Source organism: Rhodococcus sp. NPDC060176, assembly GCF_042728675.1.
Lineage (GTDB): Bacteria > Actinomycetota > Actinomycetes > Mycobacteriales > Mycobacteriaceae > Rhodococcus_F.
The window spans coordinates 99,502-124,496 of the sequence record NZ_JBHWYS010000005.1; the positions used below are offsets into that span (position 1 = coordinate 99,502).

22 protein-coding genes are annotated in these 24,995 nt (G+C 61.1%); 15 read left to right on the plus strand and 7 right to left on the minus strand.

Going from position 1 to position 24,995, the window contains the following annotated elements; all coding sequences use genetic code 11:
- Window positions 1-79: 79 nt before the first annotated feature.
- Window positions 80-1,225: a PucR family transcriptional regulator gene (locus ACFWEM_RS22935; protein ID WP_378537379.1), complete on the minus strand. Its 1,146-nt coding sequence runs from the start codon at window positions 1,223-1,225 to the stop codon at window positions 80-82.
- 82 nt (window positions 1,226-1,307) lie between these two features.
- On the opposite strand from ACFWEM_RS22935, the gene ACFWEM_RS22940 reads away from it, so the two are divergent.
- The 9 genes from ACFWEM_RS22940 (at window position 1,308) to ACFWEM_RS22980 (ending at window position 11,370) form a co-directional block, all read left to right on the plus strand.
- The gene (locus tag ACFWEM_RS22940) at window positions 1,308-2,093 is read left to right on the plus strand and encodes an HAD-IIA family hydrolase (protein WP_064443292.1); all 786 of its coding nucleotides are present in this window, start codon (window positions 1,308-1,310) and stop codon (window positions 2,091-2,093) included.
- Between the two features lie 81 nt (window positions 2,094-2,174).
- Window positions 2,175-2,732, plus strand: a complete 558-nt coding sequence (locus ACFWEM_RS22945) for a DUF6764 family protein (RefSeq protein WP_019744475.1) — start codon at window positions 2,175-2,177, stop codon at window positions 2,730-2,732.
- 273 nt (window positions 2,733-3,005) lie between these two features.
- Window positions 3,006-4,631, plus strand: coding sequence for a chaperonin GroEL (groL, locus tag ACFWEM_RS22950; RefSeq protein WP_003941476.1), 1,626 nt, complete (start codon window positions 3,006-3,008; stop codon window positions 4,629-4,631).
- 588 nt (window positions 4,632-5,219) lie between these two features.
- Complete coding sequence (locus tag ACFWEM_RS22955) at window positions 5,220-5,999, plus strand: hypothetical protein (protein WP_378537381.1); 780 nt, start codon at window positions 5,220-5,222, stop codon at window positions 5,997-5,999.
- A gap of 723 nt (window positions 6,000-6,722) precedes the next feature.
- Entirely contained in the window at window positions 6,723-6,854 is a 132-nt protein-coding gene (locus ACFWEM_RS22960) for a hypothetical protein (RefSeq protein ID WP_378537383.1), read from the plus strand.
- A gap of 868 nt (window positions 6,855-7,722) precedes the next feature.
- Window positions 7,723-9,183 (plus strand): wax ester/triacylglycerol synthase domain-containing protein, encoded by a 1,461-nt coding sequence (locus ACFWEM_RS22965; protein ID WP_378537385.1) that lies wholly within the window; start codon window positions 7,723-7,725, stop codon window positions 9,181-9,183.
- A 136-nt stretch (window positions 9,184-9,319) separates the two neighbouring features.
- Window positions 9,320-10,765 carry a wax ester/triacylglycerol synthase domain-containing protein gene (locus ACFWEM_RS22970; protein WP_378447059.1) on the plus strand — a complete coding sequence of 482 codons (1,446 nt, stop codon included), beginning with the start codon at window positions 9,320-9,322 and terminating at the stop codon, window positions 10,763-10,765.
- A gap of 122 nt (window positions 10,766-10,887) precedes the next feature.
- Complete coding sequence (locus ACFWEM_RS22975; protein WP_378537387.1) at window positions 10,888-11,163, plus strand: hypothetical protein; 276 nt, start codon at window positions 10,888-10,890, stop codon at window positions 11,161-11,163.
- Window positions 11,164-11,226: 63 nt separating this feature from the next.
- Entirely contained in the window at window positions 11,227-11,370 is a 144-nt protein-coding gene (locus ACFWEM_RS22980) for a hypothetical protein (RefSeq protein ID WP_003941503.1), read from the plus strand.
- Window positions 11,371-11,463: 93 nt separating this feature from the next.
- On the opposite strand, the gene ACFWEM_RS22985 is transcribed toward ACFWEM_RS22980, so the two are convergent.
- On the minus strand, window positions 11,464-11,667 hold the full coding sequence (locus ACFWEM_RS22985) for a PspC domain-containing protein (RefSeq protein ID WP_003941534.1): 204 nt from the start codon (window positions 11,665-11,667) through the stop codon (window positions 11,464-11,466).
- 145 nt (window positions 11,668-11,812) lie between these two features.
- Between ACFWEM_RS22985 and ppk2 the strand changes: the two genes are divergently transcribed.
- Both ppk2 and ACFWEM_RS22995 read left to right on the plus strand, forming a co-directional pair.
- Entirely contained in the window at window positions 11,813-12,727 is a 915-nt protein-coding gene (ppk2, locus tag ACFWEM_RS22990; protein WP_007733731.1) for a polyphosphate kinase 2, read from the plus strand.
- A gap of 51 nt (window positions 12,728-12,778) precedes the next feature.
- On the plus strand, window positions 12,779-13,612 hold the full coding sequence (locus tag ACFWEM_RS22995; protein ID WP_378537389.1) for an alpha/beta fold hydrolase: 834 nt from the start codon (window positions 12,779-12,781) through the stop codon (window positions 13,610-13,612).
- A gap of 4 nt (window positions 13,613-13,616) precedes the next feature.
- On the opposite strand, the gene ACFWEM_RS23000 is transcribed toward ACFWEM_RS22995, so the two are convergent.
- The 3 genes from ACFWEM_RS23000 to ACFWEM_RS23010 form a co-directional block, all read right to left on the minus strand.
- Entirely contained in the window at window positions 13,617-15,668 is a 2,052-nt protein-coding gene (locus tag ACFWEM_RS23000; protein WP_378537392.1) for a prolyl oligopeptidase family protein, read from the minus strand.
- An 84-nt stretch (window positions 15,669-15,752) separates the two neighbouring features.
- The gene (locus ACFWEM_RS23005; RefSeq protein ID WP_378537395.1) at window positions 15,753-16,769 is read right to left on the minus strand and encodes an alpha/beta hydrolase; all 1,017 of its coding nucleotides are present in this window, start codon (window positions 16,767-16,769) and stop codon (window positions 15,753-15,755) included.
- A gap of 254 nt (window positions 16,770-17,023) precedes the next feature.
- Window positions 17,024-18,073 carry an alpha/beta hydrolase family protein gene (locus ACFWEM_RS23010; protein WP_283569216.1) on the minus strand — a complete coding sequence of 350 codons (1,050 nt, stop codon included), beginning with the start codon at window positions 18,071-18,073 and terminating at the stop codon, window positions 17,024-17,026.
- A gap of 233 nt (window positions 18,074-18,306) precedes the next feature.
- Here ACFWEM_RS23010 and ACFWEM_RS23015 point away from each other — a divergent pair, with 233 nt between their 5' ends.
- From ACFWEM_RS23015 to ACFWEM_RS23025, 3 genes are all read left to right on the plus strand, one after another.
- Window positions 18,307-19,293, plus strand: coding sequence for a dipeptidase (locus ACFWEM_RS23015; RefSeq protein ID WP_378537400.1), 987 nt, complete (start codon window positions 18,307-18,309; stop codon window positions 19,291-19,293).
- 49 nt (window positions 19,294-19,342) lie between these two features.
- Window positions 19,343-20,746 carry a dihydrolipoyl dehydrogenase gene (lpdA, locus tag ACFWEM_RS23020; protein ID WP_003941477.1) on the plus strand — a complete coding sequence of 468 codons (1,404 nt, stop codon included), beginning with the start codon at window positions 19,343-19,345 and terminating at the stop codon, window positions 20,744-20,746.
- 183 nt (window positions 20,747-20,929) lie between these two features.
- Window positions 20,930-21,922, plus strand: a complete 993-nt coding sequence (locus tag ACFWEM_RS23025; protein ID WP_378537403.1) for an iron-siderophore ABC transporter substrate-binding protein — start codon at window positions 20,930-20,932, stop codon at window positions 21,920-21,922.
- Here ACFWEM_RS23025 and ACFWEM_RS23030 read toward each other — a convergent pair.
- Window positions 21,898-22,347, minus strand: a complete 450-nt coding sequence (locus tag ACFWEM_RS23030; RefSeq protein WP_378537407.1) for a winged helix-turn-helix transcriptional regulator — start codon at window positions 22,345-22,347, stop codon at window positions 21,898-21,900. The two genes, ACFWEM_RS23025 and ACFWEM_RS23030, sit on opposite strands and share 25 nt — an antisense overlap.
- Before the next feature lie 118 nt (window positions 22,348-22,465).
- On the opposite strand from ACFWEM_RS23030, the gene ACFWEM_RS23035 reads away from it, so the two are divergent.
- Entirely contained in the window at window positions 22,466-23,317 is an 852-nt protein-coding gene (locus ACFWEM_RS23035; protein WP_378537409.1) for an SDR family oxidoreductase, read from the plus strand.
- A 52-nt stretch (window positions 23,318-23,369) separates the two neighbouring features.
- Here the strand turns inward: ACFWEM_RS23035 and ACFWEM_RS23040 are convergent, their stop codons facing one another.
- Entirely contained in the window at window positions 23,370-24,971 is a 1,602-nt protein-coding gene (locus ACFWEM_RS23040) for an MFS transporter (RefSeq protein WP_378537411.1), read from the minus strand.
- Window positions 24,972-24,995 lie beyond the last annotated feature (24 nt).

Below are 24,995 nucleotides of genomic sequence, written 5' to 3' on the forward strand. Positions count from 1 at the left end.
GGCCGGCAAAAGGACTGGCCGTTCGGCCATCGTCGGAGCTACCTCGTTGTGGATTCGCACAACGCGCCGCCGCGCCTGCTCAGCGAGCGAGTTTGAACTGCAGCATCAGAATCAAGCGGGTGTCGGCGTCGGTCAGGTCGACGCCGCACATCTCCTTGCCTCGACGCAAGCGGTTGCGGAGCGTGTTGGGGTGAACATGCAGTGCGGCAGAAGAATTCGCCACGTCACCGCCGTGCTCGAGAAAGGCTTTTGCCGTCGCGACCAGATCGCTGCCGTGCTGAGAGTCGTGACGTTCGAGGCTTCCGAGTGGTGTGGCGTCACCGAGACCGTCGATGATGTCGGCGACGTGCAGGGCGAGTACGGAGGCCAACGTGTCCCTCATTCCCGCGACGGTTCCGCCGGACCGGCCATGACGAAGCGCTCCGAGAACATGGTCGGCGTCCGAACGTGAAAGATGTGATTCGCTTGCAGACTTCACGGTCCGGCCGACGGCTACTGCCAGGAATTCGCGACCGCGAGCGCGGGTGAGGAAATCGGCGGACAATCGGCGAGCGTTGGTCTCGTCGGCCGCGATGACAAGGTAGATGGTCTCGGACAGTTGAGCGGCAACGGCGTCGACGGCCAGAGTGTCGAGGTACAGGCTCAAGGACGCGACCAACCCCGCCGGCAGTGGTTCCGCGATTGTTCCGACGGCGACGACGGTGAGCGGGCCTGCCAACCGCAAGTCGTCTGCGGCGCGGAAAGCCGGTTCGCCACCGCCGATCAGAGCTTGGACGCGCTGGGACTGGCGACGGCGTGTGCTGTCGACACGGTCACGCTCCGAGGCGATTCTCTCGGCCACGACGGATACCGCGGAACGAAGTATCGATTCCTGTGTGGGCGTCGGTGTTCCGGCGAGTGCAACCCAGATCGAGCCGACGGGATGATCGTTCTCGCGAACTGCGATGACCATGCGCGGCGTGATCGCAGGGTCTTCGAGGTCGACGTAGATGGGATCGCTCTCTCGGTGGAGGCGATCGAATACTCCTGCATCGGAGAGTAATTGGCGGAATCGGCTGGGTACCTGCCGGCCGAGGATCGTGCCGATGCGAGCTTCGTCCACGGCCTGCTCGCCGCCGGAGTACGCGAGGACAGTCGAGTTCTCGTCCTCGATCGTGACGGGAGCGCCGAGTAATTCGGCCAGAGAACCGGCAACGGAGAAGAGGTCGTCGTCGCGCAGGTCCATGGGTGGGAGCCTACTGAGCGATCGACGGATTTCGGGTTACGACGCCTCGGCAGGACCTCGATGGCGAATATAGGCTGGTGCAATGGCCGACATCGAAGGTGTTCTGTTCGATATCGACGGAGTCCTGCTCACGTCCTGGCAGCCGATCGAGGGAGCAGGGGAAGCAGTACGCGAAGTTCGGCGGCGGGGATTGGCCTGTGGGTTTCTGACCAACACAACCTCGCGCAGTTCGACGCTCATCGCGCAGGGGTTGTGCGACGCCGGTATCGAGGTCGAGGCGAGCCAGATAGTTACTGCCGCCAGGCTCACGGGGGAGTACGTGCGGGCGACGTACCCGGACGCGCGGGCGTGGGTCCTCAATCACGGTGACGTGTCTGCCGATCTCGAGGGAATCGAATTCGACGACGCCGATCCGGAGGTCGTGATTCTCGGCGGCGCCGGCCCGGAGTTCACCCACGAGGCGCTGAGTCGAGTGCTCGAACTTCTGCTCGCCGGTGTGCCCGTCGTCGCGATGCACCGCGGGATGATGTGGGAGACGTCAGGCGGCCTTCGAATCGACACCGGGACGTACTTGCCGGGCTTCGAGGAAGTGGCGGGTGTAAATATCGCGGCAGTGGGTAAACCGTCTCTCACGGGGTTCCTGACAGCCACGGAGCTGATGCACGTCGAACCGGAGGCGACGGTGATGGTCGGCGACGATCTGATCGGGGACGTCCTTTCGTCACAACGAGTCGGCTTGACCGGAGTTCTGGTGCGCACAGGCAAGTTTCGGCAAACAGTGCTCGACCTCTCCGTTCAGAAGCCCGACCACGTCATCGATTCGGTCGCCGATCTTCCGGCCCTTCTCGGGGTCGTCCTCGAGGCTTGACCAGCCGGGGGTGACGGACTTCACTCGAGCGGGTACTCTCGCGCCCGAATCCAATGAACCTGTTCCACGAAGGAGTTTTCTATGCCCTTGATCTCGTCAGTCTGGTTCCGTCGCTCATCCTCTCGAGTCAGCGGAATTTCCAGTAGTCGGTTGGGGGGCCGCCTGGCGAGAACAGGGGCTGTGATGACTGTAGGTATGGGGCTCGCCGCCGGGCTGGCGCTGACCGGTGCGGGAGCTGCTTCGGCAGCCCCCGTCACGTGTGTCTCGCCGCCGTCGGCCAATGACATCCAGGTCTCCGAGACCGCGAGCTGCGGCGCGCAGTCCGTCGGAGCCGGCCGTTCGCAGGCCGGTGCTGCCGAGAGCGGTACCGCTGTGAGCGTCGCCGCCGACAACGGCTACTCCAATTCATATGCAAACGGCTTCGGAACCGCGCTGGGGGCTTCTCGCGGTAACGGTCAGGCGCAGGCATTTGCGCTCGGCGGCGGTATCGCGCGGGCCGGGGCGGCGGACGGAAACGTCACCTTCGCCATCGCCGGTTACGGAGCGGGCGCTACGGCCGATGCCAACGGCGTCGACTGCGTCGGAGTGCTCTCGTTTGCGGTCAATTTGAGTAACGGACAGTTCTGCATCGCGGGCTGAGGCTCAACCTTGCACTCGGCACGCTCGAGTGCTAAAAATGCAGTTGGCACTCGCGAACCGTGAGTGCCAGGTCGAGGCAGTGAGACCGGGAACCATAGACACCCCCGGTCGTCCGTCGCGGGCACTGACTAGACCACAGGCGTAGATGGGTGACCAGGCAAATCGGTCGCCCGTGTAATGAGGTGACTGGTCAAACGGTCGCCTTGTGCCGATGAGGTGACCCGACGAGCGGTCACCTTGTGTGTCACCCCCTATCCGGAGGATCACTTCGCAATGGCAAAGATCATCGCGTTCGACGAAGAGGCACGTCGTGGCCTCGAGCGAGGCCTCAACGCCCTCGCCGACGCTGTCAAGGTGACGTTGGGCCCCAAGGGTCGCAACGTCGTTCTCGAAAAGAAGTGGGGCGCCCCCACGATCACCAACGATGGTGTTTCCATCGCCAAGGAGATCGAACTCGACGACCCGTACGAGAAGATCGGCGCCGAGCTCGTCAAGGAGGTCGCCAAGAAGACTGACGACGTCGCTGGCGACGGCACCACCACCGCTACCGTTCTCGCACAGGCTCTGGTCCGTGAAGGCCTGCGCAACGTCGCAGCCGGCGCGAACCCGCTCGGCCTCAAGCGCGGCATCGAGAAGGCTGTCGAGGCTGTCACAGCTCGCCTGCTCGAGACCGCCAAGGAGATCGACACCAAGGAGCAGATCGCTGCTACCGCCGGTATTTCCGCCGGCGACCCGTCCATCGGTGAGCTCATCGCCGAGGCTATGGACAAGGTCGGCAAGGAAGGCGTCATCACGGTCGAGGAGTCCAACACCTTCGGCCTGCAGCTCGAGCTCACCGAGGGCATGCGCTTCGACAAGGGCTACATCTCGGCGTACTTCGCCACCGATGCAGAGCGTCAGGAAGCCGTCCTCGAAGACGCGTACATCCTGCTCGTCAGCTCCAAGATCTCCACGGTCAAGGACCTGCTGCCCCTGCTGGAGAAGGTCATCCAGTCCGGCAAGCCGCTCCTGATCATCGCCGAGGACGTCGAGGGCGAAGCTCTCTCCACCCTCGTGGTCAACAAGATCCGTGGCACCTTCAAGTCTGTTGCCGTCAAGGCTCCCGGCTTCGGTGACCGTCGTAAGGCTCAGCTCGCCGACATCGCCATCCTCACCGGTGGCGAGGTCATCAGCGAAGAGGTCGGACTCTCCTTGGAGACCGCAGGCCTCGAGCTCCTCGGCCAGGCACGCAAGGTCGTCATCACCAAGGACGAGACCACCATCGTCGAGGGTGCCGGCGACGCCGACGCAATCGCCGGTCGTGTCAGCCAGATCCGCGCCGAGATCGAGAACAGCGACTCGGATTACGACCGTGAGAAGCTGCAGGAACGTCTGGCCAAGCTGGCCGGCGGCGTTGCAGTCATCAAGGCCGGCGCTGCTACCGAGGTCGAGCTCAAGGAGCGCAAGCACCGCATCGAAGATGCAGTGCGTAACGCAAAGGCAGCTGTCGAAGAGGGCATCGTCGCCGGCGGTGGCGTTGCACTTCTCCAGGCAGCTCCCGCACTGGACGACCTCAAGCTCGAAGGTGACGAGGCAACCGGCGCGAACATCGTTCGCGTTGCACTGTCCGCTCCGCTCAAGCAGATCGCATTCAACGCAGGCCTCGAGCCCGGCGTTGTTGCGGACAAGGTCTCCAACCTGCCCGCAGGTCACGGCCTCAACGCTGCGACCAACGAGTACGGCGACCTGCTCGCTGCAGGCATCAACGACCCGGTCAAGGTCACCCGCTCGGCACTGCAGAACGCAGCGTCCATCGCGGCTCTGTTCCTGACGACCGAAGCCGTTGTCGCTGACAAGCCCGAGAAGGCCGGAGCGCCCGCAGGCGATCCGACCGGCGGCATGGGCGGCATGGACTTCTGAGTCCATCTCCACCTAGCTCCTAGAGCCCGGCCCACCGTTTGGTGGGCCGGGCTTTTGCTTGTCTGGAGATGAATGCGGGCATTTTGTCGACTACTGCGACGCGATTGCGCTGTTTGGCTGTCCACCGATTCCGGATCAATTTCAAGTTCGTACAAAAGTAGTAAGGCCACGATAAATGCCCTCAGGTTCGTACTTTTGTAGGATATTTTGGGCCTTGACGGCGAATTTTCTTGCTACTTAAGTCTAGCTAATCGGATACCCTTGCTTTCGCTAATGTTGTCGAGAATTCGGGAGTTCAGAGCTGCTCCAGGAAAACTGGTACACGTTTCAGAAGTATGGTCTACGCTCGCAAATGCCGCATAGCCCCCAGAGTCGACGCTTCGGGCAACGCGGATCGGGCGTCAAAATTCGAACAGGCCGGTGCGCGCGGTTCTGATTCAGTTTCTTCGAATGTTTGATGCACATGCTCGCTTCTCGATAGCAGTGATTGTGTGCTGCGGAGAGAGTGAAGCATGCTTTCGGTAGTTGAAGATATCCTGATACCTTCAACTGCTTCATCCGTCTATCCCTTTTATTGGGGATTACTTCATGATGAAATCTGGAATTAAATTCGAGAGAGATGAAGGAACGATGAAGAAGATGCGTCATTCAGCTGTTCGTCAAATTGCTACCAGCGTCGCAATACCCGCAGCTGCGATAGGGCTGGTGCTTGCTGCAGTTTCGCCCGCATCGGCTCACACGGTTGCCACCACGGATAACATGGCGTGCATGGGTGATCCGGTAGCGTCCGGAATTGCGAATGTTCACCAGAGTTTGGTCGCGTTCACTGAAAATGTCACGCATCCCACGGCAAACACTTTTCATGTGCAGCCAGGCACGCAGATTTTCAACAACTCCACCCCCTTTGCCATGAAGCGACTTGAAAATGTGCGAATGGTGTACAAGATCACCGACACGTCCAAGTTTGTGTCGGCCGCGGTGGGTACTGCAGGAAGCGGCTACACAGGGACGCCCGCCGTCACTCGTGTTGACGCTACCCTCGCGCCCAGCGCGACGGGGTCCTATCTGCTCTTGAGTGGAATCACCGTGCCTGCGGTAGCGGGAGCGACAACGTCTTTCGTTCAGCCCGGGATCACGATCAATCAGACTGACGATGCCGATCTGTACCTGGAGATCAACCGTGATGGCGATGCAGGAAAGTATGCCAATTCGAAGAACTTCCTGACCTTCACGTCGGTCGCAACTTTCCTTGGTTTCGAGCAAAAAGCCGCGACAATGTGTCTCGCTACTGATGTCAGTGCTCGCTCCGACTCCGATATCGGAAGTGTGTTGGCAACCAACGATTTGGGTGGGGACCTGCACCCCTGAACGAAGATTGGTGATCGACAGTATTAGTACATACCAATGAAATGGTTACCTTCATTCAATTTCTGGATGAAGGTAACCATATTGTGGAGGAAGTTGAATATCGGGTGCGCGCAACCGATGTGGCGCTTCCGGCTCTCAGGTGAGGTGGGAGCGCGCCCTAGGGCAATTTGGCTGGGAGGGTCTGCATGCCCAGGGGTGATCGGACGCATGGGCACGTTCATATCTGTTCCTTGTGAGATCTACACGGGCGCTAGCACTTTCGGCGGTATTTCGGGAGGGGTACCTCCTCGAGTACTAGTACTTTTGCTCTGCGTCGACTGCAGTGCGTTGCCGTCGAAAAGTATTGGTGGGCAGATCGATTGCACTCGTCGGCAGATACGTTGCAGTGTGTGGTGCCGCGTTGCCGAAGCTATTGAGTGCGGTGTGTTGATGGATTTCAGTAGAAATTGTGGCCGACTCGGGCCCGCGACCTGCAAAAATGGAACAGGTTTCAGAAAGCTTCAAAATGTTTAGCCGAAAGTTCCCCAAATCGGGCTCTTCTGCACTACCTTGATGTCACCCCACAGCCGCGGAAAGGGCGCGTACGCCCCGAAGAATATCGGTTACCTGGTTTGCAAAATCTTTCTCTTTGCTGCTCGGACCAGTTCTTTGTGGGCTACTGCAAGCGGTCCGATGTAAACGTCCTATGAGTAATCCAAGACCTACGAAAGGGTGGGAATCAGTATGATCGTCATGTTCCTCCAGGCGACTGCGCAATTGTTCACCGATCTGCTGGGCAACACATGGAGCGGGTCGATGCTGCCGGGCGTAGAGGCCGGCACAGGCTCGTTGGTATCCGCTATCGAACTCAGCTGATCGATAGTTTCAATTTCCGAGGATCTTTCTGACAGTGGGAGTGAATGATGGGTAGTTTGGGATCGGTCGCTGATGTGCTCGAAGGCGAAATGGGAGGGTTGATCAAGTCGGTCATTGCGGGCATCATTTTCGCGCCGATAATGTCGTCGATCGACCTGGGGTGGCAGGTTCCCCCTCTGCCGTAATTCGGAATCGTCAAGACCCGCGTGTTTGGATAACGGCCACGCAGATCTGATGGACTCCGCTGTTTTTCTTTTCAAAACCCGAACGAACGAATTCCAAGGAGTGTGGAAGTACAGTGGATACAGCAAGTTTGATCGACGCGGTCGGCAGTATTGACGCGAACTCGGTCCAGTTGCCTTTGGCGGCTCTCAAGGGAATTATCGAGGGAGTTTTCGCAGCTATCTCTTCTTTCATTGAACTGGGTGTCACAGGATCCGCTGCGTCAGCCGGATCGATCCAATCCGGCCTCGGCTCCATAGCCGGCACCTAATCCGAAGAGGAGAAAGAAATGTTGAACGGATCATTGACGTACCTGTCCGATCTCGTCAGTTTCGGGTCGGTTGATCTCGTGGGCACGATCGGGAAATACCTGAACGCGCTTTCGTCCTTCCCAGTGTGATGAAAGGAAATGCACAATGCTTGAAAGATACCTGACTTCGATCGTGCAATGGGTTATCGACACAGCGGGCCTCACCTCCGCCGGAAGCAAGATGCTTCAGAATCCGAAGTAGGAAATTCTTGGTGGAGTCTGAATTGGAATACGCCACCGAGTCCGAATGATCCCCGAGGCTGACGTAGGCCTCGGGGATCATTCGGTTTCGAGTTCCGGTCACGATTACCGATGCAGTGAGACGAGGTAGTGTCGATGCGATTGGCCAGCAAATTTGCGGTGCAGTTGGCGCGGTTGAGCCCGCGTGATGCCGATTTCATCTACAACGAGGCGGACGGCCATCTGGGGCATTTGATAGGGGTGTATTTCTTCGATACTTCTCAGCGCCCTGAGTCGGAGTTCTCGCGCGAGCAAGCAGTCGAATGGGTGACCGCACGGCTCGGCCACCATCGCATGTTCACCCACAAGGTAGGTCGTATCCCGCTCGGACTCGATCATCCGTACTGGATGCCAGTCAATGACTTCGACATCCGTGACCACGTACACGTCACAGACCTTGCGGAGCCTGGTTGGGCGTCACTCGAGAAGCCTTTGAGTGCTTTGATGACTTCCCGGATGGACTTGACCCGTCCGCCATGGGAGTTGCACTTCTTCAACGGAATCGAAGGTCTCGACGATCTGGACGGGAGGCTGACCGCCGTAGTGCTCAAGTCCCACCACAGCGCAGCGGATGGGATAGCAATCCGGATGTTGGGGGAATCCATCTTCTCGGGCGAAGAGCGAGCCGCCCGACACGTTCCAGTACCTCGACTATTGAAGGTGCGTGTACTCCTCGAATCGTTGGCGAGCATTCCCAGCCAGATGTTCAGATTCGCCCGGAGCGTTCCAGGGAATCGCGCTGCTCAACGAAGTGCGAACGCGGCCCAATCGGCCGGTGAATGGGTCGAGAGCCTCAACGAACGTCCGGCTACCAGGTTCAACGGCAAAGTCAGCGGATCGGGAACGCTGCAGCAATTAACCCTTCCAGGTGCCGTAATCGGTGGGGTCAAACACGCGGTTCCAGGCGCCACTGTCAACGATGTTCTCCTGGCGATCGTCGGTGGTGCGCTGTCGCGGTATCTGACAGAAAATGGTGAGCCGCCAGGGGGATCCTTGGTGGCAATGGTGCCTCGCTCGATGCGCAAGGTCGAGGAGTGGCAGTCTGCCAATCAACTGGTGACCTTGTCAGTCGATATGCACACGTCCGTTGCGGCGCCGCTGGAACGATTGGCACTCATCGCGCAATCCTCGCGTTCGGAGAAGGTACGTACTTCCCACCCTGCCACTCGCCGTGTGGACGCCGCGATCGAAACGGCGCCGGCATTCCTGCTGAGATTCATTGCTTTTGCGCGAAGTAGGAATTCCCACGATGTCACTCGTCCCCGCTACCAGCACACAATGGTGAGCAATATTCCGCTCTCCGTTGAAGGGCTGACATTGAACGGTGCACCGGGTGCAGCCGTGCTGGCAACCCAGCCCCCGGTTGACGGCGACGGGCTACGGCATTTCATGGTCGCCGCAGCAGGTGGGGGACTGACCCTCAACGTCATCGCGGATACCGCGACCATGCCCGATCTCCACCGTTACATCGAACTACTGCGAGCAAGTTTCGATGATTTGGCGGCGGCAGCCGCGATGCAGACTGCGGATTCACCTGACCAAGAGGTTGCCTCCTGATCGATCGGAATCGCAGGCGCCTTCTCTGATTGCTGGATCCGGTGATACCCAACGATTCCGAGCAGAACCCAGAGGATCTGCATGTCAGCTCGCTACAATTCGGACATTCGTTCAGCGTCGGAATTGAGGGGCATGCATGATCTTTCGGAACTCGTTGCCAGCCGCGGTATCTCAGATGGGACCGCGAGACGCGGAGTTCGTCTACAACGAGTCCGGCGGACATCTGAGCCACATGGTCTGCGCCTACTTCTTCGACACGACGGGCCATCCGCTCGCAGAGATGACGCACGACGACGCGGTTCGGTGGATCACCGAAAGATTCGGGTACTGGCCACTGTTCACGAGTCGACTCCAGCGAGTTCCGCTGGATCTGGATTATCCCTATTGGGTCCCGGCCGATTTCGACGTCGATGATCATGTGCACGTCCATCGTGCCCCTGTTGCCGGGTGGGCGCCGGTTCGTGAATTGCTCGGGCGCTCGCTCGGGGAGCCGATGGACCTGTCCCGGCCGCCCTGGGAGTTGCACGTCATGACCGGCGTGCACGGGATCGACGAGCTGCCGGGCAATCTGACGCTGATCATGCTCAAGACCCACCACGGGGCCGGTGACGGTCTGGCGATCCGCGATCTGACCAACCTTCTGTTCTCCGGTCCGCCGAAACCGGAGACGAAGCGTGCCGGTTCGGGGCTTTCGTCGCTGGATTTGATCGGGCGCACGGTCGTGGGTCTGCCCGGCCAGGCGATCCGTTTCGGCCGGGGTCTGTCCGTGACAAAGGTTGCGGCCGAGACGGTTCGGGAGGCGGAAGAGGCCGGAGAGCTACCTACGTACTCGGCCGACCGCCTACCGACCCGATTCAACGGCGTGCTGGGTGGAGACATCACGATCGATTTCCTGACGCTGGACGGCGCAGACATCAAAGCGATCCGAGCGGCCGTTCCGGACGTGACGGTCAACGACATCTTCCTGACCGTCGTCGCCGGTGCTCTCGACGCCTACCTGTCGGAGAAGGGCGAGAAGTCGGCCAGTGGGTTGGCGGCGATGGTTCCCCGATCGATGCGGCAGATAGCCGAATGGGAATCGGCCAACCAACTGGCGCTGTTGACGGTCGATCTGCACACGGACGTCGAAGATCCGGTCGAGCGGCTGACACTGATCAGGGATTCGGCGCTGATGGCAAAGGGGCGGAGTGCGCACCCAGCCGTCCGTCGTTACGGCACACGCATCGAAACCTCGCCTGCGGCTCTGCTCAGACTCACCGGTCTCTCGCGTCGGCTCAACAAGCTGGACCCTTCGCACAAGGTCATTCAGAACACGACGATCAGCAATGTCCCGGTATCGGTCGACGGCAATGTTTTCGAAGGTGCGCCGGCGGTGGCAGTTCTCGGCGGGCAGGCGCCGGTCGACGGAGACATTCTGCGCCACTTCCTCATTGCCGCGCGTGGAGGTTCTCTGACGCTCAATGTCATCGTCTCGCGAGAGACGATGCCGGATATCGAGCACTATGTCGAATTGTTGCGGGTGGGGTTCACGACGCTTCTGCAGGCAGTTTCTGAACAAAATCGTGAGGTAGTCGAACGATAAAGAGCAACTTGCGTCGGAACTTGTGGTGAATCGACGATTTGTGTTCGGGAAATTTCTGTCGAATTCGTCCTAATTAAGGTAATTGTCCGTAGTGGTGTCGAGTCGTTATCTCGCGGATTAATGTGACTGTCGACACGTCGAGTGTCTACCGCCGGACTGGTTCGATAATCGTCACCGACGGTAAAAAGAATCACCTACGCGAGGAGCTGAACATGGGTTCGTTGATGGATATTCTCGGTGGTCCGAATGGGGACGGTGCACCGATGCAGGCTTTGCTGACAATGCTGCTCGGATTGGACAATGTCGGTGCAAACCTCTTCGGTTCACTGGCTGACACCGCCGGTGGAATCTTCGGATCTCTCGACACCCTCAGCTTTGCGCCGCCTGTCGTTCCCTGAGTTTTCTGATCGGCGTCATTTGCTCGTCCCAAGTGAACCACTGAACATCTAAAGGAGAACGTCATGCTTGAAGGATCTGTCATGGACGCTGCCGGCTCAGTCGGTGCGATCATCGGTCAGGGGTTGGGCAGCGTCAGTGGCCTGGCCGTCAAGGGTCTCGAGGCCCTCGCTGCGCTCAGCGGTGGAGAGTTGAAGGCCGCCAAGTAGATTGTTGATTTCGGGGCCTGCTCGTGTTGGCGCGTAGGCCCCGAAATACCTTTTGGCGGCGCGTAATTCTCGCCATGTCAATTGCCGGAATTCTCAACCTAACGGCATGAGCATCCAGGCGGCGAGATATACCAAAGCCGCGGTTCCGCCCGTGCAAATAGCGGCGATAACGGCGAGTAGACGGACAAGATTTACGTCGGCGCCGAAGTAATCTGCAATTCCGCCGCACACTCCGGCGAACATTTTCTTGTCGTTGGAACGGGTGAAGGGGCGAGGTGTGTTGCTTTCGAATGTCATGCTTCAATTCTGAAGCGAGATGGCGCCGCGCACCATCGGGGACGACCCCCATCTGCACCCTGATCTTTTGAGGCCGCCGTGTCATACCCCGGTAGTTCATCCCAGCGTCACCGAACGGTTGCTGCGGGAGACTAACTTGTCGGCGGTGACCGATTTAGCAGAACGCCGACCGTTCCTCAGCGCCTTCGCGGATCTCTCGACCGCCGTCGATCTGGCCGACACCGCCGCCTTCACCGTCGACGACAACGACGACGATGATCCGGTGCTGCTGACGTCGCCGGACGGTTTCGAGGTCGACACCTGGCGGGAGGGCTACCCGTACGACGCACGGATGCCTCGGGACGAGTACGAAATGTCCAAGCGTCTGCTGCAGATCGAACTCCTCAAGCTGCAGAACTGGTCGAAGGAAACCGGCGCACGGCACGCCATCGTGTTCGAAGGACGCGACGCTGCCGGCAAGGGCGGAACGATCAAACGATTCATGGAGCACCTCAATCCTCGTGGCGCTCGCGTCGTCGCATTGGAGAAGCCGTCGGCTCGCGAGTCGACGCAGTGGTACTTCCAGCGCTATGTGCAGCACCTTCCCGCAGCCGGGGAACTGGTGATGTTCGATCGGTCTTGGTACAACCGGGCCGGGGTCGAGCGGGTCATGGGCTTCTGCACCGACGAGGAGCACGAGCGTTTTCTGCGCCAGGTGCCGTTGTTCGAGCAGATGCTCGTCGACGACGGCATCAGCTTGATCAAGTTCTGGTTCTCGGTTTCACCGCTGGAGCAGCGCACGCGGTTCGCGATCAGACAGGTCGATCCGGTGCGGCAGTGGAAGCTTTCGCCGATGGACATCGCTTCTCTGGACAAGTGGGATGCGTACACGGCGGCGAAGGAAGAGATGATCCGGTTCACCGATACCGCTACCGCTCCGTGGACCGTCATCAAGAGCAACGACAAGAAACGCGCGCGGATAAACGCGATGCGTCACGTGCTCAGTCAGTTCGATTACGACAACAAGGATTACGAGATCGTGGGTACTCCGGATCCGCTGATCGTGGGCAGCCTCGAATAGTCGGCGCGTGTGCTCTGCCCATCCGCGGCGTGGGTGGTTAGTGTGAGTTGAATGGAGACCGTACCGATCCAACTCCCCGACGGCACCGTGACCCCGATCCGTCTGTTTCCCGGACCGAACGACGACGCACCCGTGGTGGTGATGTTGCCAGGGCTCGGAGTTCCCGCCGGGTTCTACGATCCGGTGGCGCAGGCCCTGGTCGAAGCCGGCTTCAATGCGGCCATCGGTGAACTGCGCGGCCAAGGTGACAGCAAACCGCGCCCGAGCGCGTCGAGTGCTTTCGGATATCAGGAACTGGTCTCGATCGATTGTCCGGCGACGTTCGAGGTGGTGCGCGAGCGGTTTCCGGCCAGCACACCATTTCTGATGGGGCACAGCATGGGCGGCCAGATCGGGGTCATGTACGCGTCGAGGATTCGGGGCCGGCTCGGCGGTTTGATCCTGGTTGCGTCCGGATCGCCGTATCACCGCGGATTCCCCGGAATCCGTGCGCCCGGACTCTATCTGGGTGCGTCCGCGATGTCGGTGACGGCCAACATCGCTGGTTTCTGGCCGGGAGACCGGGTCAACGTGGGCGGCTTCGGTCGACAGTCGAAGGTACTGATCACCGATTGGGCCCGGTTCGCCAGGACCGGTCGCATGGAACCCGTCGGTGCGGATATCGACTACGAGGAGCGGATCGCTCGCCTGACCTTGCCGGTTCTGTCGATCACGATCGAAGGGGACGATCTCGCTCCACGCCGGTCGGCAAAGAACCTGGTGGACAAGCTCTCCGGGGCCCAAGTGACGATGACGCACATCGACGAACCACTCGGTCACAACGGTTGGATACGCAATCCCACCGCTGTGAGCGAGCGCGTCGTCGCGTGGTTGCGCGACCGCTGAAAGATCAGCCGAGTTTCTGCCAGAGGAACTCGTAGGTCAGCGCAGTCTTGAAGGCCAGCTGAGCATTGTCCGCGGCGCCGCCGTGGCCACCCTCGATGTTCTCGAAATACAGCACCGGCTTGCCCAGCTCTTCCAGCCGTGCGGCCATCTTGCGGGCATGCGCGGGGTGGACGCGGTCGTCGCGGGTGGACGTCGCGATCAGGATCGGTGGGTACGACGCGGCGGCGTCGATGTTCTGATACGGCGAGTACTCCGAGATGAATGCCCACTCCTCCGGGACATCGGGGTCACCGTATTCGGCCATCCAGGACGCGCCGGCCAGCAGGAGATGGAATCGGCGCATGTCCAGCAGCGGGACCTGGCAGACGATGGCGCCGAAGAGTTCGGGGTACTTGGTCAGCATGATGCCCATCAGCAGGCCGCCGTTGCTTCCGCCCTGAGCTGCCAGAAGTTCCGGGGTCGTGATTCCGCGATCGACGAGGTCTCTCGCGACGGCAGCGAAGTCTTCGTGCACCTTGTGGCGACCGGCCTTGAGAACCTGTGTGTGCCAACCGGGTCCGTACTCGCCGCCACCACGAATGTTCGCAACCACATAGGTGCCGCCCTGCGTCAGCCAGGCACGGCCCAGAGAACCGCTGTACGACGGTGTCAGCGAGATCTCGAATCCGCCGTACCCGTAGAGCAGGGTAGGGCCTGGCTCGCTACGCGGACTACGCACCACGAAGTACGGAACTTGGGTGCCATCGGCAGAGGTGGCGAAGAACTGCTCCGTGGTGATGCCCTCGGCGTCGAAGAACGCGGGAGCCTGCTTGAGGGCAGTGGGTTCGGTTTCGCCGATCACGCCGTGCAAAAGAGTTGCAGGGGAGGTGTATCCGCTCGAGTTGACGAAGTATTCATTGCTGACATCGGGGTCGGTGTCGAGAATTTCGATACTGGTCAGTTCTGGAAGCCCTTCGAAAGGTCGATCCTCCCAGCCGTTTTCGCCCGGCGTCAGGATTCGCAGCGTCGTGCGCACGTCGGTCAGGACCACCAGAATCAGATGATCGCGTGTCCAGGTGTAGTGCTCGAGCGAGGAATGTGCGTCGGGTTCGAAGATCGATGTCAGTGCTCGTGAGCCGGCAAGGAAATCGTCGTAACGGATGGCAAGCAGTGCGCCGGTCGGATATTCGGTGTCCTCGACGGCCCACACGGACTTGGTGCGGATCAACAACCACTCGTGGTGAATCGAGATCCCGGCGTCCTCGGGGACGTCCACGAGCACCAGTTCACCGTCGGGGCGAACTTCGAAATGCTGAGAGTTGTAGAAATCGACCGAGCGAGTGACGAAGTCCCGTTCGAACCCGGGCGTCGGATCGTGCGAAGCCGAGATGGCCACGTCCGTGGCCTGGCCCTCGTAGACGGTCTCGGCGCTGGAGAGGGGAGTGCCGCGCTTCCACCGCTGGGCCAGACGGGGATATCCGGAATCGGTGAGCGACCCCGGGCCGATATCCGTTCCGACGTAGACGGTATCGATGTCGATCCAGTCGATGTCGGTCTTGGCCTCGGGAAGGTAGAAGCCGGGATTCTCGCCCTCGGGAGCGAGGAACTCGCGCTTGTCGATGTCGAACTCGCGAACGACCGCCGCGTCTGCCCCACCGCGGGAGAGGCTGATCAATGCACGGTTGCGGTGTGGCCGTAGAAGTTGCGTGCCCTTCCAGACCCAGTTCTCGCCCTCGGCCTCGGCCAGGGCGTCGAGGTCGACCAGGACGTCCCATTCCGGGTCGTCGGTGACGTACTGATCGAACGTCGTGCGTCGCCACAATCCGCGAACGTGGGTGCTGTCGCGCCAGAAGTTGTAGAGGAACTCACCTCGACGGCGGACGTAGGGGATTCGCGCGTCGGTATCGAGGATCTCGCGCACGTCGCTCTGGAGTCGATCGAAGCGCTCGTTCTCGGTGAGCTGCTCCTCGGTCACGGCATTGTGCTGACGGACCCAATCGAGTGCAGACTCACCGGTCACGTCTTCGAGCCAGAGGTAGGGGTCGTCGCCGGTGGTGGGCTGCTGATCGGAAGTCATACGTCCATTCTTACTGCTCGCTCCCGACAGCACTCGACCCCGCTCCCGAAACACTGGAGCGGGGTCGAGTGAGAACGAATCGGGTCAGACGCCCAGGGAGCGAGCGAGCATCGGCCAGGAGTTGTGGAGATCGTCCTGCCAGTAGCCCCACGAGTGGGTGCCGGTCGGCTTGAAGTCGAAGGTGGCCGGGATCTTCAGGTCGTTGAGACGGTAGGCGAGGTTGTGGGTGCAGTAGTTGACTGCTGCTTCGATGATGCCGCCGACGATCGCCTGGTTGGCGAGCGCACCGACCTGACCGTTGATCGCGGGATTGGCGAGAGTGTCGTGTGGGCCGGGGAGTCCCGAGCCGGTGGAGACGTAGAGCTCGGTGCCGCGGAGCTTCTCGGCGTTGAGGACCGGATCGTTGTCCTTCCAGCCCTGTCCGTCGAGCGGGCCCCACATGTTGGTGATGTCGGCTCCACCGCGGGTACCTGTGACAAGTTCGATCGCACTCTGACCGACGGGAGTACTGGTCTCGGCGCATCCGCTGTACGCGCCGACGCCCTTGTAGAGGCCGGGAGCTGCGATGGCGAGGTTGAGGACCGAGGTCGCGGTCATGGAGATGGCGGAGATCGACTGGACCTTGTTGGTGTTGAACTCGGCGTCGATGACGGGCGGGAGTTCCTGGGTCAGGAACGTCTGCCACTTCTGATGACCGAGAACCGGATCGTCGTTCACCCAGTCGGTGTAGTAGCTGAATGCGCCTTCGAGTGGAGTCACGACGTTGACGTTCTTGTCCTGGAAGAAGTTCATGACGTCGGTCTTGCGTTGCCAGGTCGCCGAGTCCTCGCCGCCGCCTGCACCGTTGAGCAGGTAGAGCGTCGGGCGGGGTTCGCTGCCATCCGCTGGGAGGATGACCTCGAGCGGGATGTTGCGATCCATCGCCGGGGAGAAGACCGAGATGGTGACCTTGCGGTCGCCGGTCTTGGTGTTGCTCACGACGTGCGATCCGGACGTGTCACCGCCCGCAGATGCCGTCGCCGGACTGACCAGCATCGGCAGCACCGTGGCCACTGCGAGAGCTGCGATCACACTGCCACGCTTGAAAATTCGAGCACGCATACGTTCGGATCCTCCACCTGAATGTCTTCGGATCCGGAGCGGATCGAAGTGCCTGTGAGCCCTTACTGGAACAGGTTCACTTTTGTTATGTGTCAGTAAAGCAGAGCGGGCGCAGAAAGTGACGCGATTTGCTTGCCTGACAATTGAATTGGCCCCCGAAATAACCCTCGAATTAACCCTCGAACTGGCCCTGAAAAGAACTCGACCCCGCTCCCGGAAGTGCGGGGAGCGGGGTCGAGCTGAAACGATTTGGGTCAGATGCCCATCGAGCGAGCGAGCATCGGCCAGGAGTTGTGGAGATCGTCTTCCCAGTAGCCCCACGAGTGGGTGCCGGTCGGCTTGAAGTCGAAGGTGGCCGGGATCTTGAGATCGTTGAGGCGGTAGGCGAGGTTGTGGGTGCAGTAGTTGACTGCTGCCTCGATGATGCCGCCGACGATCACCTGGTTGGCGAGTGTGCCGACCTGTCCGTTGATCGCCTCGTTGTTCAGGGTGTCGTGCGGGCCGGGGAGTCCGGAGCCGGTGGAGATGAAGAGTTCGGTGCCGCGGAGCTTCTCGGCGTTGACGACGGGGTCGTTGTCGATCCAGCCCTGGCCGTCGAGGGGGCCCCACATGTTGGTCACGTCAGCGTCGCCGCGCATGCCCACAACCAGTTCGATGGAGGACTGGCCGACCGGTGTGCTGGTCTCGGCGCATCCGCTGTATGCACCGACGCCCTTGTAGAGGCCCGGAGCTGCGATGGCGAGGTTGAGGACCGAGGTCGCGGTCATCGAGATCGCGGAGATCGACTGGACGCCGTTGGTGTTGAACTCGGCGTCGATGACGGGCGGGAGTTCCTGGGTCAGGAACGTCTGCCACTTCTGACGGCCGAGGGACGGGTCGTCGTTCACCCAGTCGGTGTAGTAGCTGAATGCACCTTCGAGCGGGGTGACGACGTTGACGTTCTTGTCAGCGAAGAACTCGTTGACGTCGGTCTGACGCTGCCACGTCGCCCGGTCTTCGCCGCCGCCTGCACCGTTGAGCAGGTAGAGGGTCGGGCGGGGTTCGCTGCCGTCTGCCGGGAGGATGACCTCGAGCGGAATATCGCGTCCCATGGAAGGGGAGTACACCTTGATGGTGGCGATGCGCCCGTTGTCCGTGCGGCTCGAGAGCTTGGAACCCGTTGTGTTTGCCTTGGCAACAGTTGCCGTGGTGGTCGACGGATCTCCGCCTGCGGACGACACTGCAGGGCTGATCAGCATCGGCAGCACGGATACTGCGGCTACAGCGGCGACCAGACGGCCACGCTTGAAAGTGCGAGCACGCATACGTTCAGAAACCTCCACCTAAAATTCCTTCGAATCCGCCCAGGAGTGAACGGTCCTTTGTTGCTGTTCCCGTACGGGAATTCATGCTGGGTACATGCTCTGTCGATAGGTACAGGGCGTGTGAGTCTTGTAAGTTCTACCGCATCGGTGCGTTATCCGCCAGTGAACCAGAGATTTGCTGAACGTACGACCAGTTTCAGGTGAATTTCCCTGATCATCGACGGGATTAGTGAGTGAACCGGACATATCCACTATGGGAACAACATTGTTGCCTACCTCTGCAGTCGAACGCGTCTGTCGAAGATCTTCTCCGATATCAGCGCCCAGCGGGGAGTTACGTTTCGGTGAACGTCGGTTACTCGCCGCAGACTCGCGCGGACTCGACGGCAATCGCCAAGAGTTTCGCGTGGCAGGCGCGGGTCGAGTTCCCGGAGATAACCCCTGTCTTCACCGTCGACGGCGTCCTCGAGATTCAGGAGTCCGGCGGAATCGCCCTGGCCTTTGACCTGGAGGACTCGAATCCGCTGGAGGGAGACCTGGCCAACGTCTCGTACTTCTACGACCTCGGAGTCCGCTCGATGTTGCCGACGTATAACTACATGAACGCTGCCGGCTGCGGCTGCTTGGACCTGGCGGACACGGGGTTGAGTGGATACGGCCGTGACCTGGTTGCCGAGATGAATCGCGTCGGAATGACGGTCGACGGCTCTCACTGTTCGGTGCAGACAGGTTTGGACATCTCAGCTATCACCCAGCGAGCAATGATCTACAGCCACTCGAACCTCCGAAGGTTGTGGGAGCATCCGCGCAACATCACCGACGATCAGGCCAGAGCGTGTGCGGAGACCGGCGGCGTCATCGGGATCAACGGCGTCGGCATTTTCCTCGGCGTCAACGGACCGGATGACGACCAGGCTCGGCTGTCCGCGATGGCCGACCACATCGAAGAGGCTGTGGGACTCGTCGGCATCGATCATGTCGGGATCGGCTCCGACTTCTCCTTCGACGCCGACGACTTCCGCGAAGAGATCGAGCAGAACCCGTCGTCGTTCTCCGAGGCGTACACCGCGTGGGGGCCACTGCAGTGGACTCCTCCGGAGGACGTGCTGACACTTGATCAGGTATTGCGTGAGCGGGGCTTCGACGAGCCGTCGATCGAGGCCGTGTACGGCGGAAATTTCGCCCGAGTTGCCCGAGAAGTGTGGGCTACCGACGGGTAATGCGACCATCTGGGGACAGCGAAACGATGCAGGACTACCCTGGTGAATCGTGACCTCACACTATGACGTCGTTGTCCTCGGAGCCGGCCCCGGTGGGTACGTCGCTGCTATCCGCGCGGCACAACTGGGCCTGAGCACCGCCATCATCGAGCAGAAGTACTGGGGCGGTGTATGCCTGAATGTCGGCTGCATTCCGTCCAAGGCGCTTCTCCGTAACGCCGAACTCGCGCATATCTTCACGAAAGAAGCGAAGACGTTCGGCATGTCCGGAGACGTGTCCTTCGATTTCGGCTCCGCTTTCGATCGCAGCCGCAAGGTCGCGGACGGGCGAGTCAAGGGCATTCACTTCTTGATGAAGAAGAACAAGATCCCGGAGTACGACGGCAAGGGCACGTTCGTCGACGCCAACACCATCAGCGTGGAGCTGAGCAAGGGTGGCACCGAGACGATCACGTTCGACAACGCGATCATCGCGACCGGTTCGTACACCAAGCTGCTGCCCGGCACCTCGCTGAGCGAGAACGTCGTGACCTACGAAGAGCAGATCCTCACCCGTGACCTTCCGGGTTCGATCCTCATCGTCGGTGCCGGCGCGATCGGCATGGAGTTCGGTTACGTCCTCAAGAACTACGGCGTCGACGTCACGATCGTCGAGTTCCTCGATCGGGCACTGCCCAACGAGGACGCCGACGTCTCGAAGGAAATCGCCAAGCAGTACAAGAAGCTCGGCGTCACCATCAAGACCGGTGCCGCTGTGCAGTCCATCAGCGACGACGGCAGCAAGGTCACCGTCTCCATCAAGGACAACAAGTCCGGCGAGATCGAGACCGTCGTCGTCGACAAGGTTCTGCAGTCCGTCGGCTTCGCACCGCGCGTGGAGGGCTTCGGTCTCGAGAACACCGGTGTCGCGTTGACCGATCGCGGCGCCATCGCGATCGACGACTACATGCGCACCAACGTCCCGCACATCTTCGCGATCGGTGACGTCACCGCCAAGCTGCAGCTCGCGCACGTCGCGGAAGCTCAGGCTGTCGTCGCTGCCGAGACCATCGGCGGCGCCGAGACGCAGACACTCGGTGACTACCGCATGATGCCGCGTGCGACGTTCTGCCAGCCGCAGGTCGCCTCGTTCGGGTTGACCGAGGAGCAGGCCAAGGCCGAGGGCTACGACGTCAAGGTCGCGAACTTCCCGTTCGCCGCCAACGGCAAGGCACACGGTCTCGGTGACCCGACCGGTTTCGTCAAGCTGATCGCCGACAAGAAGTACGGCGAACTGCTCGGCGGGCACCTCATCGGACCGGACGTGTCGGAACTGCTGCCCGAGCTGACCTTGGCCCAGAAGTGGGACCTCACGGTCAACGAGTTGGCACGCAACGTCCACACCCACCCCACACTCAGTGAGGCACTGCAGGAAGCGATCCACGGCCTCGCAGGCCACATGATCAACTTCTGACGGCAGGGCCTTCGGCCCCGTGCGCCTTTTCGGTAGTTCGCACTACCGGAAAGGCACACGGGGTTTTTCGTCTTTTGTGTCGAGTTGTGTTGCGAAAGCGCCATCTGAGGCCTTCGAGTCGGGGTGTAGGCGCGCAACGCATTAGCGTCCCGAGTCGACCATCCGGCTTTCGAAGGACCACTCATGAAAACTCGTTCCGTACTGCTCGCGGCTTGCGTCGCGCTGACGCTCTCCGCCTGTGGAACCTCAGGTGACTCCGGATCGGACGCCGAAGCTTCGGGTGCCGCCGAGGCGGGGGCGTTCCCCGTGACCGTCGACCACGCCTACGGTTCGACGACGATCGACGCGGAGCCTATGCGCATCGTGACCATCGGATGGAGTGGCCAGGATTCGGTGATCGCCCTGAACAAGGTTCCGGTCGCCATGGAGAGCTTCTCCGGCGACGGCATCGAGAACAACATCCTGCCCTGGGACGCTTCGCGTCTGAACGGTGCCAAGCCTGTTCTCATGACGACCAATCCCGATATCCCGTTCGAGCAGATCCTCGGGCTCGATCCCGACGTGATCCTCGCCGTCTACTCCGGCATCGACGAGGGCGAGTACAAGCGCCTCAGTGACATCGCGCCGACCGTCGCGTTCCCCGACCAGCCGTGGGATACGGCGTGGGACAAGCAGATGAGCATGATCGGCGCAGCGCTCGGACAGCCGGCGCAGGCTCAGACGCTGATCGACGAGACCGGGGCGTACTTCGAGAAGCAGGCCGCTGATCACCCGCAGTTCCAGGGCAAGACCGCCACGTATGCAATGCGGACCGACGAGGGCCTGATCGTCTTCTGCGGCACCGACCCGCGGATCCGTCTTCTCGGCCAGCTCGGGGTGAAGACCTCGCCCGGTGTCGACGCAGTGTGCACTTCCGGCGACAGTTCGGTGTCCGTGGGCATGGAATCGATCGACACACTCGACGCCGACGTCTTCATTCTCGTCGACGCCGACGGCACCAACCTGGACAAGCTCATGTCCTTCGGTCCGTTCGCGAACATGACCTCGGTGTCGAACGGCCGTCTGGTTCGTCTGGTCGGAATGGACTACGCGATGGCTACGTCCGCTCCGACGGTGCTGAGCGTTCCCTACGCATTCGACGAGTTCATCGCTCAGCTCTCGGACAAGTTGAGCTGATTCCGGGCGTCGTACGACGCTTGTGACGCAACGATTTTCGGCACCTGCGATTCGAGTAGTTCGATCAGGGCCGTGATCTTGGCGGCGACGTCGGCGCCGAGTTCGGTCAGGCTGTATTCCACTTTGGGTGGGATGGTTTCGAGTACCTCACGGTGCACGAGGCCATCCCGCTCGAGTGTTTGCAGGGTCTGCGAGAGCATGCGCTCGCTGACTCCGTCGACGCGTCGGCGCAGGGCACTGAACCGGTACGGGCCCTCGTTCAATGCCGCCAGCGCGAGTGCGCCCCAGCGTCCGGTTGCATTCTGCAATGCAGCCCGAGAGTTGCATCCGCGAGCGAAGACGTCAGCCTCGAGCGTGGGGTCCACGACGTCGGCATTCGGATCAGGAGTCCGGGCAGCACATGAAGGTGAGTCGGTGCTGGTCATGTACGCAGGTTACTACTGCACGATCCCATAGCGCTAACTCAAAGTGTTGCACTTACGAAAAATAAGTGCATGATGGTTGCAGAACGCATTTGCATTTCAACCTGGATCGGGAGTTCGCATGAGCATCGCAGTCACCGGCGCAACCGGAAACCTCGGACAACTTGTTGTCGAGTCGCTGATCGAGCGGGGTACCGCCGCATCCGACATCGTCGCGGTGGTCCGCAATCCGCAGAAGGCGGAAAGCCTCGCGGCGCGCGGAGTAGTTGTACGCCAAGCGGACTACGCCGATGCCTCGGCATTGGAAACCGCATTGGCGGGCGTCGACAAGCTGGTGCTGATCTCGGGAAGTGAAGTGGGGTCACGGCTCGCGCAACACACCAACATCATCGACGCGGCGAAGGCTGCCGGCGTCGGATTCATCGCCTACACGAGCATCTTGAATGCTCAGGACACGCCGATGAAGCTTGCTGCCGAGCACAAGGCGACCGAGGACGTGCTCACTCGGAGCGGTATTCCGTTCGCGCTGCTGCGCAACGGTTGGTACTGGGAGAACTTCACCAACGACCTGGCCGGTGTGATCGAACGCGGCGCACTGGTCGGTGCGGGAGCGGAAGGCAAGATCGCGGCTGCGGCGCGTGCGGATTACGCCGACGCCGCAGCAGTAGTCGCGACCACCGATGGCCACGAAGGCGCAGTGTACGAGTTGGGCGGTGACGAGAGGCTCACCTACGCCGAATTGGCCGAGAAGATCAGCGAGTTTGCCGGCAAGCCTGTCGCGTACCAGTTCGTGAGCGAGGACGCATACAAGGGGATTCTCGAGAGCGTCGGCCTGCCTGCCCCGGTCGCAGAGATTCTCGCGGATTCCGATGCTGCAATTGCCAAGGGAGCGTTGGACACCGAGTCTGGTGACCTGCAGAAGTTGATCGGCCGCAGCAGCACTCCGGTGGCTGAGGTGTTGAAGCAGGCCTAACCTGCTGTGCGCCTTTATTAACCGCGGGCGGTTAATAAAGGCGCACAGGGGTCTACCCCATGTGGACTGCACCCTCGGCGGGCAGATCACCCTTCTTGGCGCGGACCAGAACCAGCACGACCGGTGCGATGATCGCCAACAGGATCGCCGCCCAACCGAATGCGGCAGAGTATCCGGATACCTCGGCGCCGAAGAAGTAGTCCGTCATCGAGGCGACGAAGTCCTGCACCGGCTGGGGGAGTAGTGCCAATTGGTCGCCGGTCGGGATGGTCGCGTTCGACATGTCGACGGGCATGCCTTCGGGCGGCGTCGGCATTGCGTTGTCTGCACTGAAGGCGGACTTCGCCGAAGCGTAGATCGTGGTGAACAGTGCGGTGCCGAGCGCGCCGCCGATCTGCAGGGTGGCGTTGACCAGGGCACTGGCAGCGCCGGCGTCGTGGTCGGGAACGCCGATCAGTGCGAGGTTCTGCATCGGCACCATCAGCAGGCCGAGTCCGAAGCCGAAGATCGCGAGGCCGGGGAACACGTGCGTCCAGTAGGAGCTGTGTACCTCGATCTGGGTCAGCATGAGCAGTCCTACCGCTGCCACCAGTGGGCCGGCGACCATGAGCGGCTTGGGGCCGATCTTGGTGGACAACTGCGCTGCGATGGTCGACGCCAAGACGATGAAGAACGCCATCGGCAATGATCCGACGCCGGCCATGACCGGGCTGAATCCGAGCACGATCTGTAGGTAGAACGTCAGGTACAACGTGCCGCCGAGCAGGGCAGCGCCCACCAACATGGAGCCGATCAGAGCGGCGCCGCGATCACGATGCCACGGAACACTCAGCGGCAGAAGCGGATTCTTGCTGCGGCTCTCGACGACCACGAAGATCGCGAGGAAGACCAGGCCCAGTGCGATGAACAGCAAAGTGTCCGCCTGACCCCAGCCGTGCTCGGCGCGCGTGAACCCGTACACCAGTGAACCGAGGCCGAGTGCGATGAGAATCGCACCGGGAAGGTCGTAGCTCGTGTCGCCGTGTGCCTTGGTTTCCTTGACGATCGGGACGGCCGCAGCGATGGCGATCAGCGCGATCGGGATGTTGACGAGCAGGCACCAGCGCCAGTCGACGTACTGCGTCAGCACTCCGCCGAGGAGCAGGCCGATGGCAGCGCCACCGCCGGAGATCGCGCCGTAAACGGCAAAAGCCTTGGCGCGCTCCTTCTCTCCGATAAAGGTGGTGGTGAGCATCGAGAGTGCTGCGGGCGCGAGTAGTGCTGCGAAGACGCCCTGGCCGGCGCGGGCGATGAACAGTTCGATACCGCTCTGCGCGATGCCGCCGATGCCGGAGGCAACCGCGAAGCCCGCCATGCCGACGATGAAGGAGCGCTTGCGGCCCCAGTAGTCGGCGATTCGGCCGCCGAGGAGCAACAGCGCACCGAACGCCAAGGCGTACGACGTGACCACCCACGCGCGGTCCAGGTCGCTGATACCCAGTTCCTCCTGGGCCGCCGGTAGGGCGATGGAGACGATGGTGCCGTCGAGCACCACCATGAGTTGAGCGAACGCGACGATGCAGAGCACCAGCCAGCGACGTTGATGATTCGGATTCTCGGAGACAGCCGGGATCGGTGGCAGAGTGCCGCCGTCGACGTGGGACGTGGTGGTCATTGGAAAAAGGTATTCCAGCCTTCT

What these genes read in the sequence shown, in the direction of transcription:
- ACFWEM_RS22935 (WP_378537379.1), bottom strand. Translation starts at nt 1,225, where the DNA reads ATGGACCTGCGCGACGACGACCTCTTCTCCGTTGCCGGTTCTCTGGCC.
- ACFWEM_RS22940 (WP_064443292.1), top strand. Translation starts at nt 1,308, where the DNA reads ATGGCCGACATCGAAGGTGTTCTGTTCGATATCGACGGAGTCCTGCTC.
- ACFWEM_RS22945 (WP_019744475.1), top strand. Translation starts at nt 2,175, where the DNA reads ATGCCCTTGATCTCGTCAGTCTGGTTCCGTCGCTCATCCTCTCGAGTC.
- groL (WP_003941476.1), top strand. Translation starts at nt 3,006, where the DNA reads ATGGCAAAGATCATCGCGTTCGACGAAGAGGCACGTCGTGGCCTCGAG.
- ACFWEM_RS22955 (WP_378537381.1), top strand. Translation starts at nt 5,220, where the DNA reads ATGATGAAATCTGGAATTAAATTCGAGAGAGATGAAGGAACGATGAAG.
- ACFWEM_RS22960 (WP_378537383.1), top strand. Translation starts at nt 6,723, where the DNA reads ATGATCGTCATGTTCCTCCAGGCGACTGCGCAATTGTTCACCGATCTG.
- ACFWEM_RS22965 (WP_378537385.1), top strand. Translation starts at nt 7,723, where the DNA reads ATGCGATTGGCCAGCAAATTTGCGGTGCAGTTGGCGCGGTTGAGCCCG.
- ACFWEM_RS22970 (WP_378447059.1), top strand. Translation starts at nt 9,320, where the DNA reads ATGATCTTTCGGAACTCGTTGCCAGCCGCGGTATCTCAGATGGGACCG.
- ACFWEM_RS22980 (WP_003941503.1), top strand. Translation starts at nt 11,227, where the DNA reads ATGCTTGAAGGATCTGTCATGGACGCTGCCGGCTCAGTCGGTGCGATC.
- ACFWEM_RS22985 (WP_003941534.1), bottom strand. Translation starts at nt 11,667, where the DNA reads ATGACATTCGAAAGCAACACACCTCGCCCCTTCACCCGTTCCAACGAC.
- ACFWEM_RS22995 (WP_378537389.1), top strand. Translation starts at nt 12,779, where the DNA reads ATGGAGACCGTACCGATCCAACTCCCCGACGGCACCGTGACCCCGATC.
- ACFWEM_RS23000 (WP_378537392.1), bottom strand. Translation starts at nt 15,668, where the DNA reads ATGACTTCCGATCAGCAGCCCACCACCGGCGACGACCCCTACCTCTGG.
- ACFWEM_RS23005 (WP_378537395.1), bottom strand. Translation starts at nt 16,769, where the DNA reads ATGCGTGCTCGAATTTTCAAGCGTGGCAGTGTGATCGCAGCTCTCGCA.
- ACFWEM_RS23010 (WP_283569216.1), bottom strand. Translation starts at nt 18,073, where the DNA reads ATGCGTGCTCGCACTTTCAAGCGTGGCCGTCTGGTCGCCGCTGTAGCC.
- ACFWEM_RS23025 (WP_378537403.1), top strand. Translation starts at nt 20,930, where the DNA reads ATGAAAACTCGTTCCGTACTGCTCGCGGCTTGCGTCGCGCTGACGCTC.
- ACFWEM_RS23030 (WP_378537407.1), bottom strand. Translation starts at nt 22,347, where the DNA reads ATGACCAGCACCGACTCACCTTCATGTGCTGCCCGGACTCCTGATCCG.
- ACFWEM_RS23035 (WP_378537409.1), top strand. Translation starts at nt 22,466, where the DNA reads ATGAGCATCGCAGTCACCGGCGCAACCGGAAACCTCGGACAACTTGTT.
- ACFWEM_RS23040 (WP_378537411.1), bottom strand. Translation starts at nt 24,971, where the DNA reads ATGACCACCACGTCCCACGTCGACGGCGGCACTCTGCCACCGATCCCG.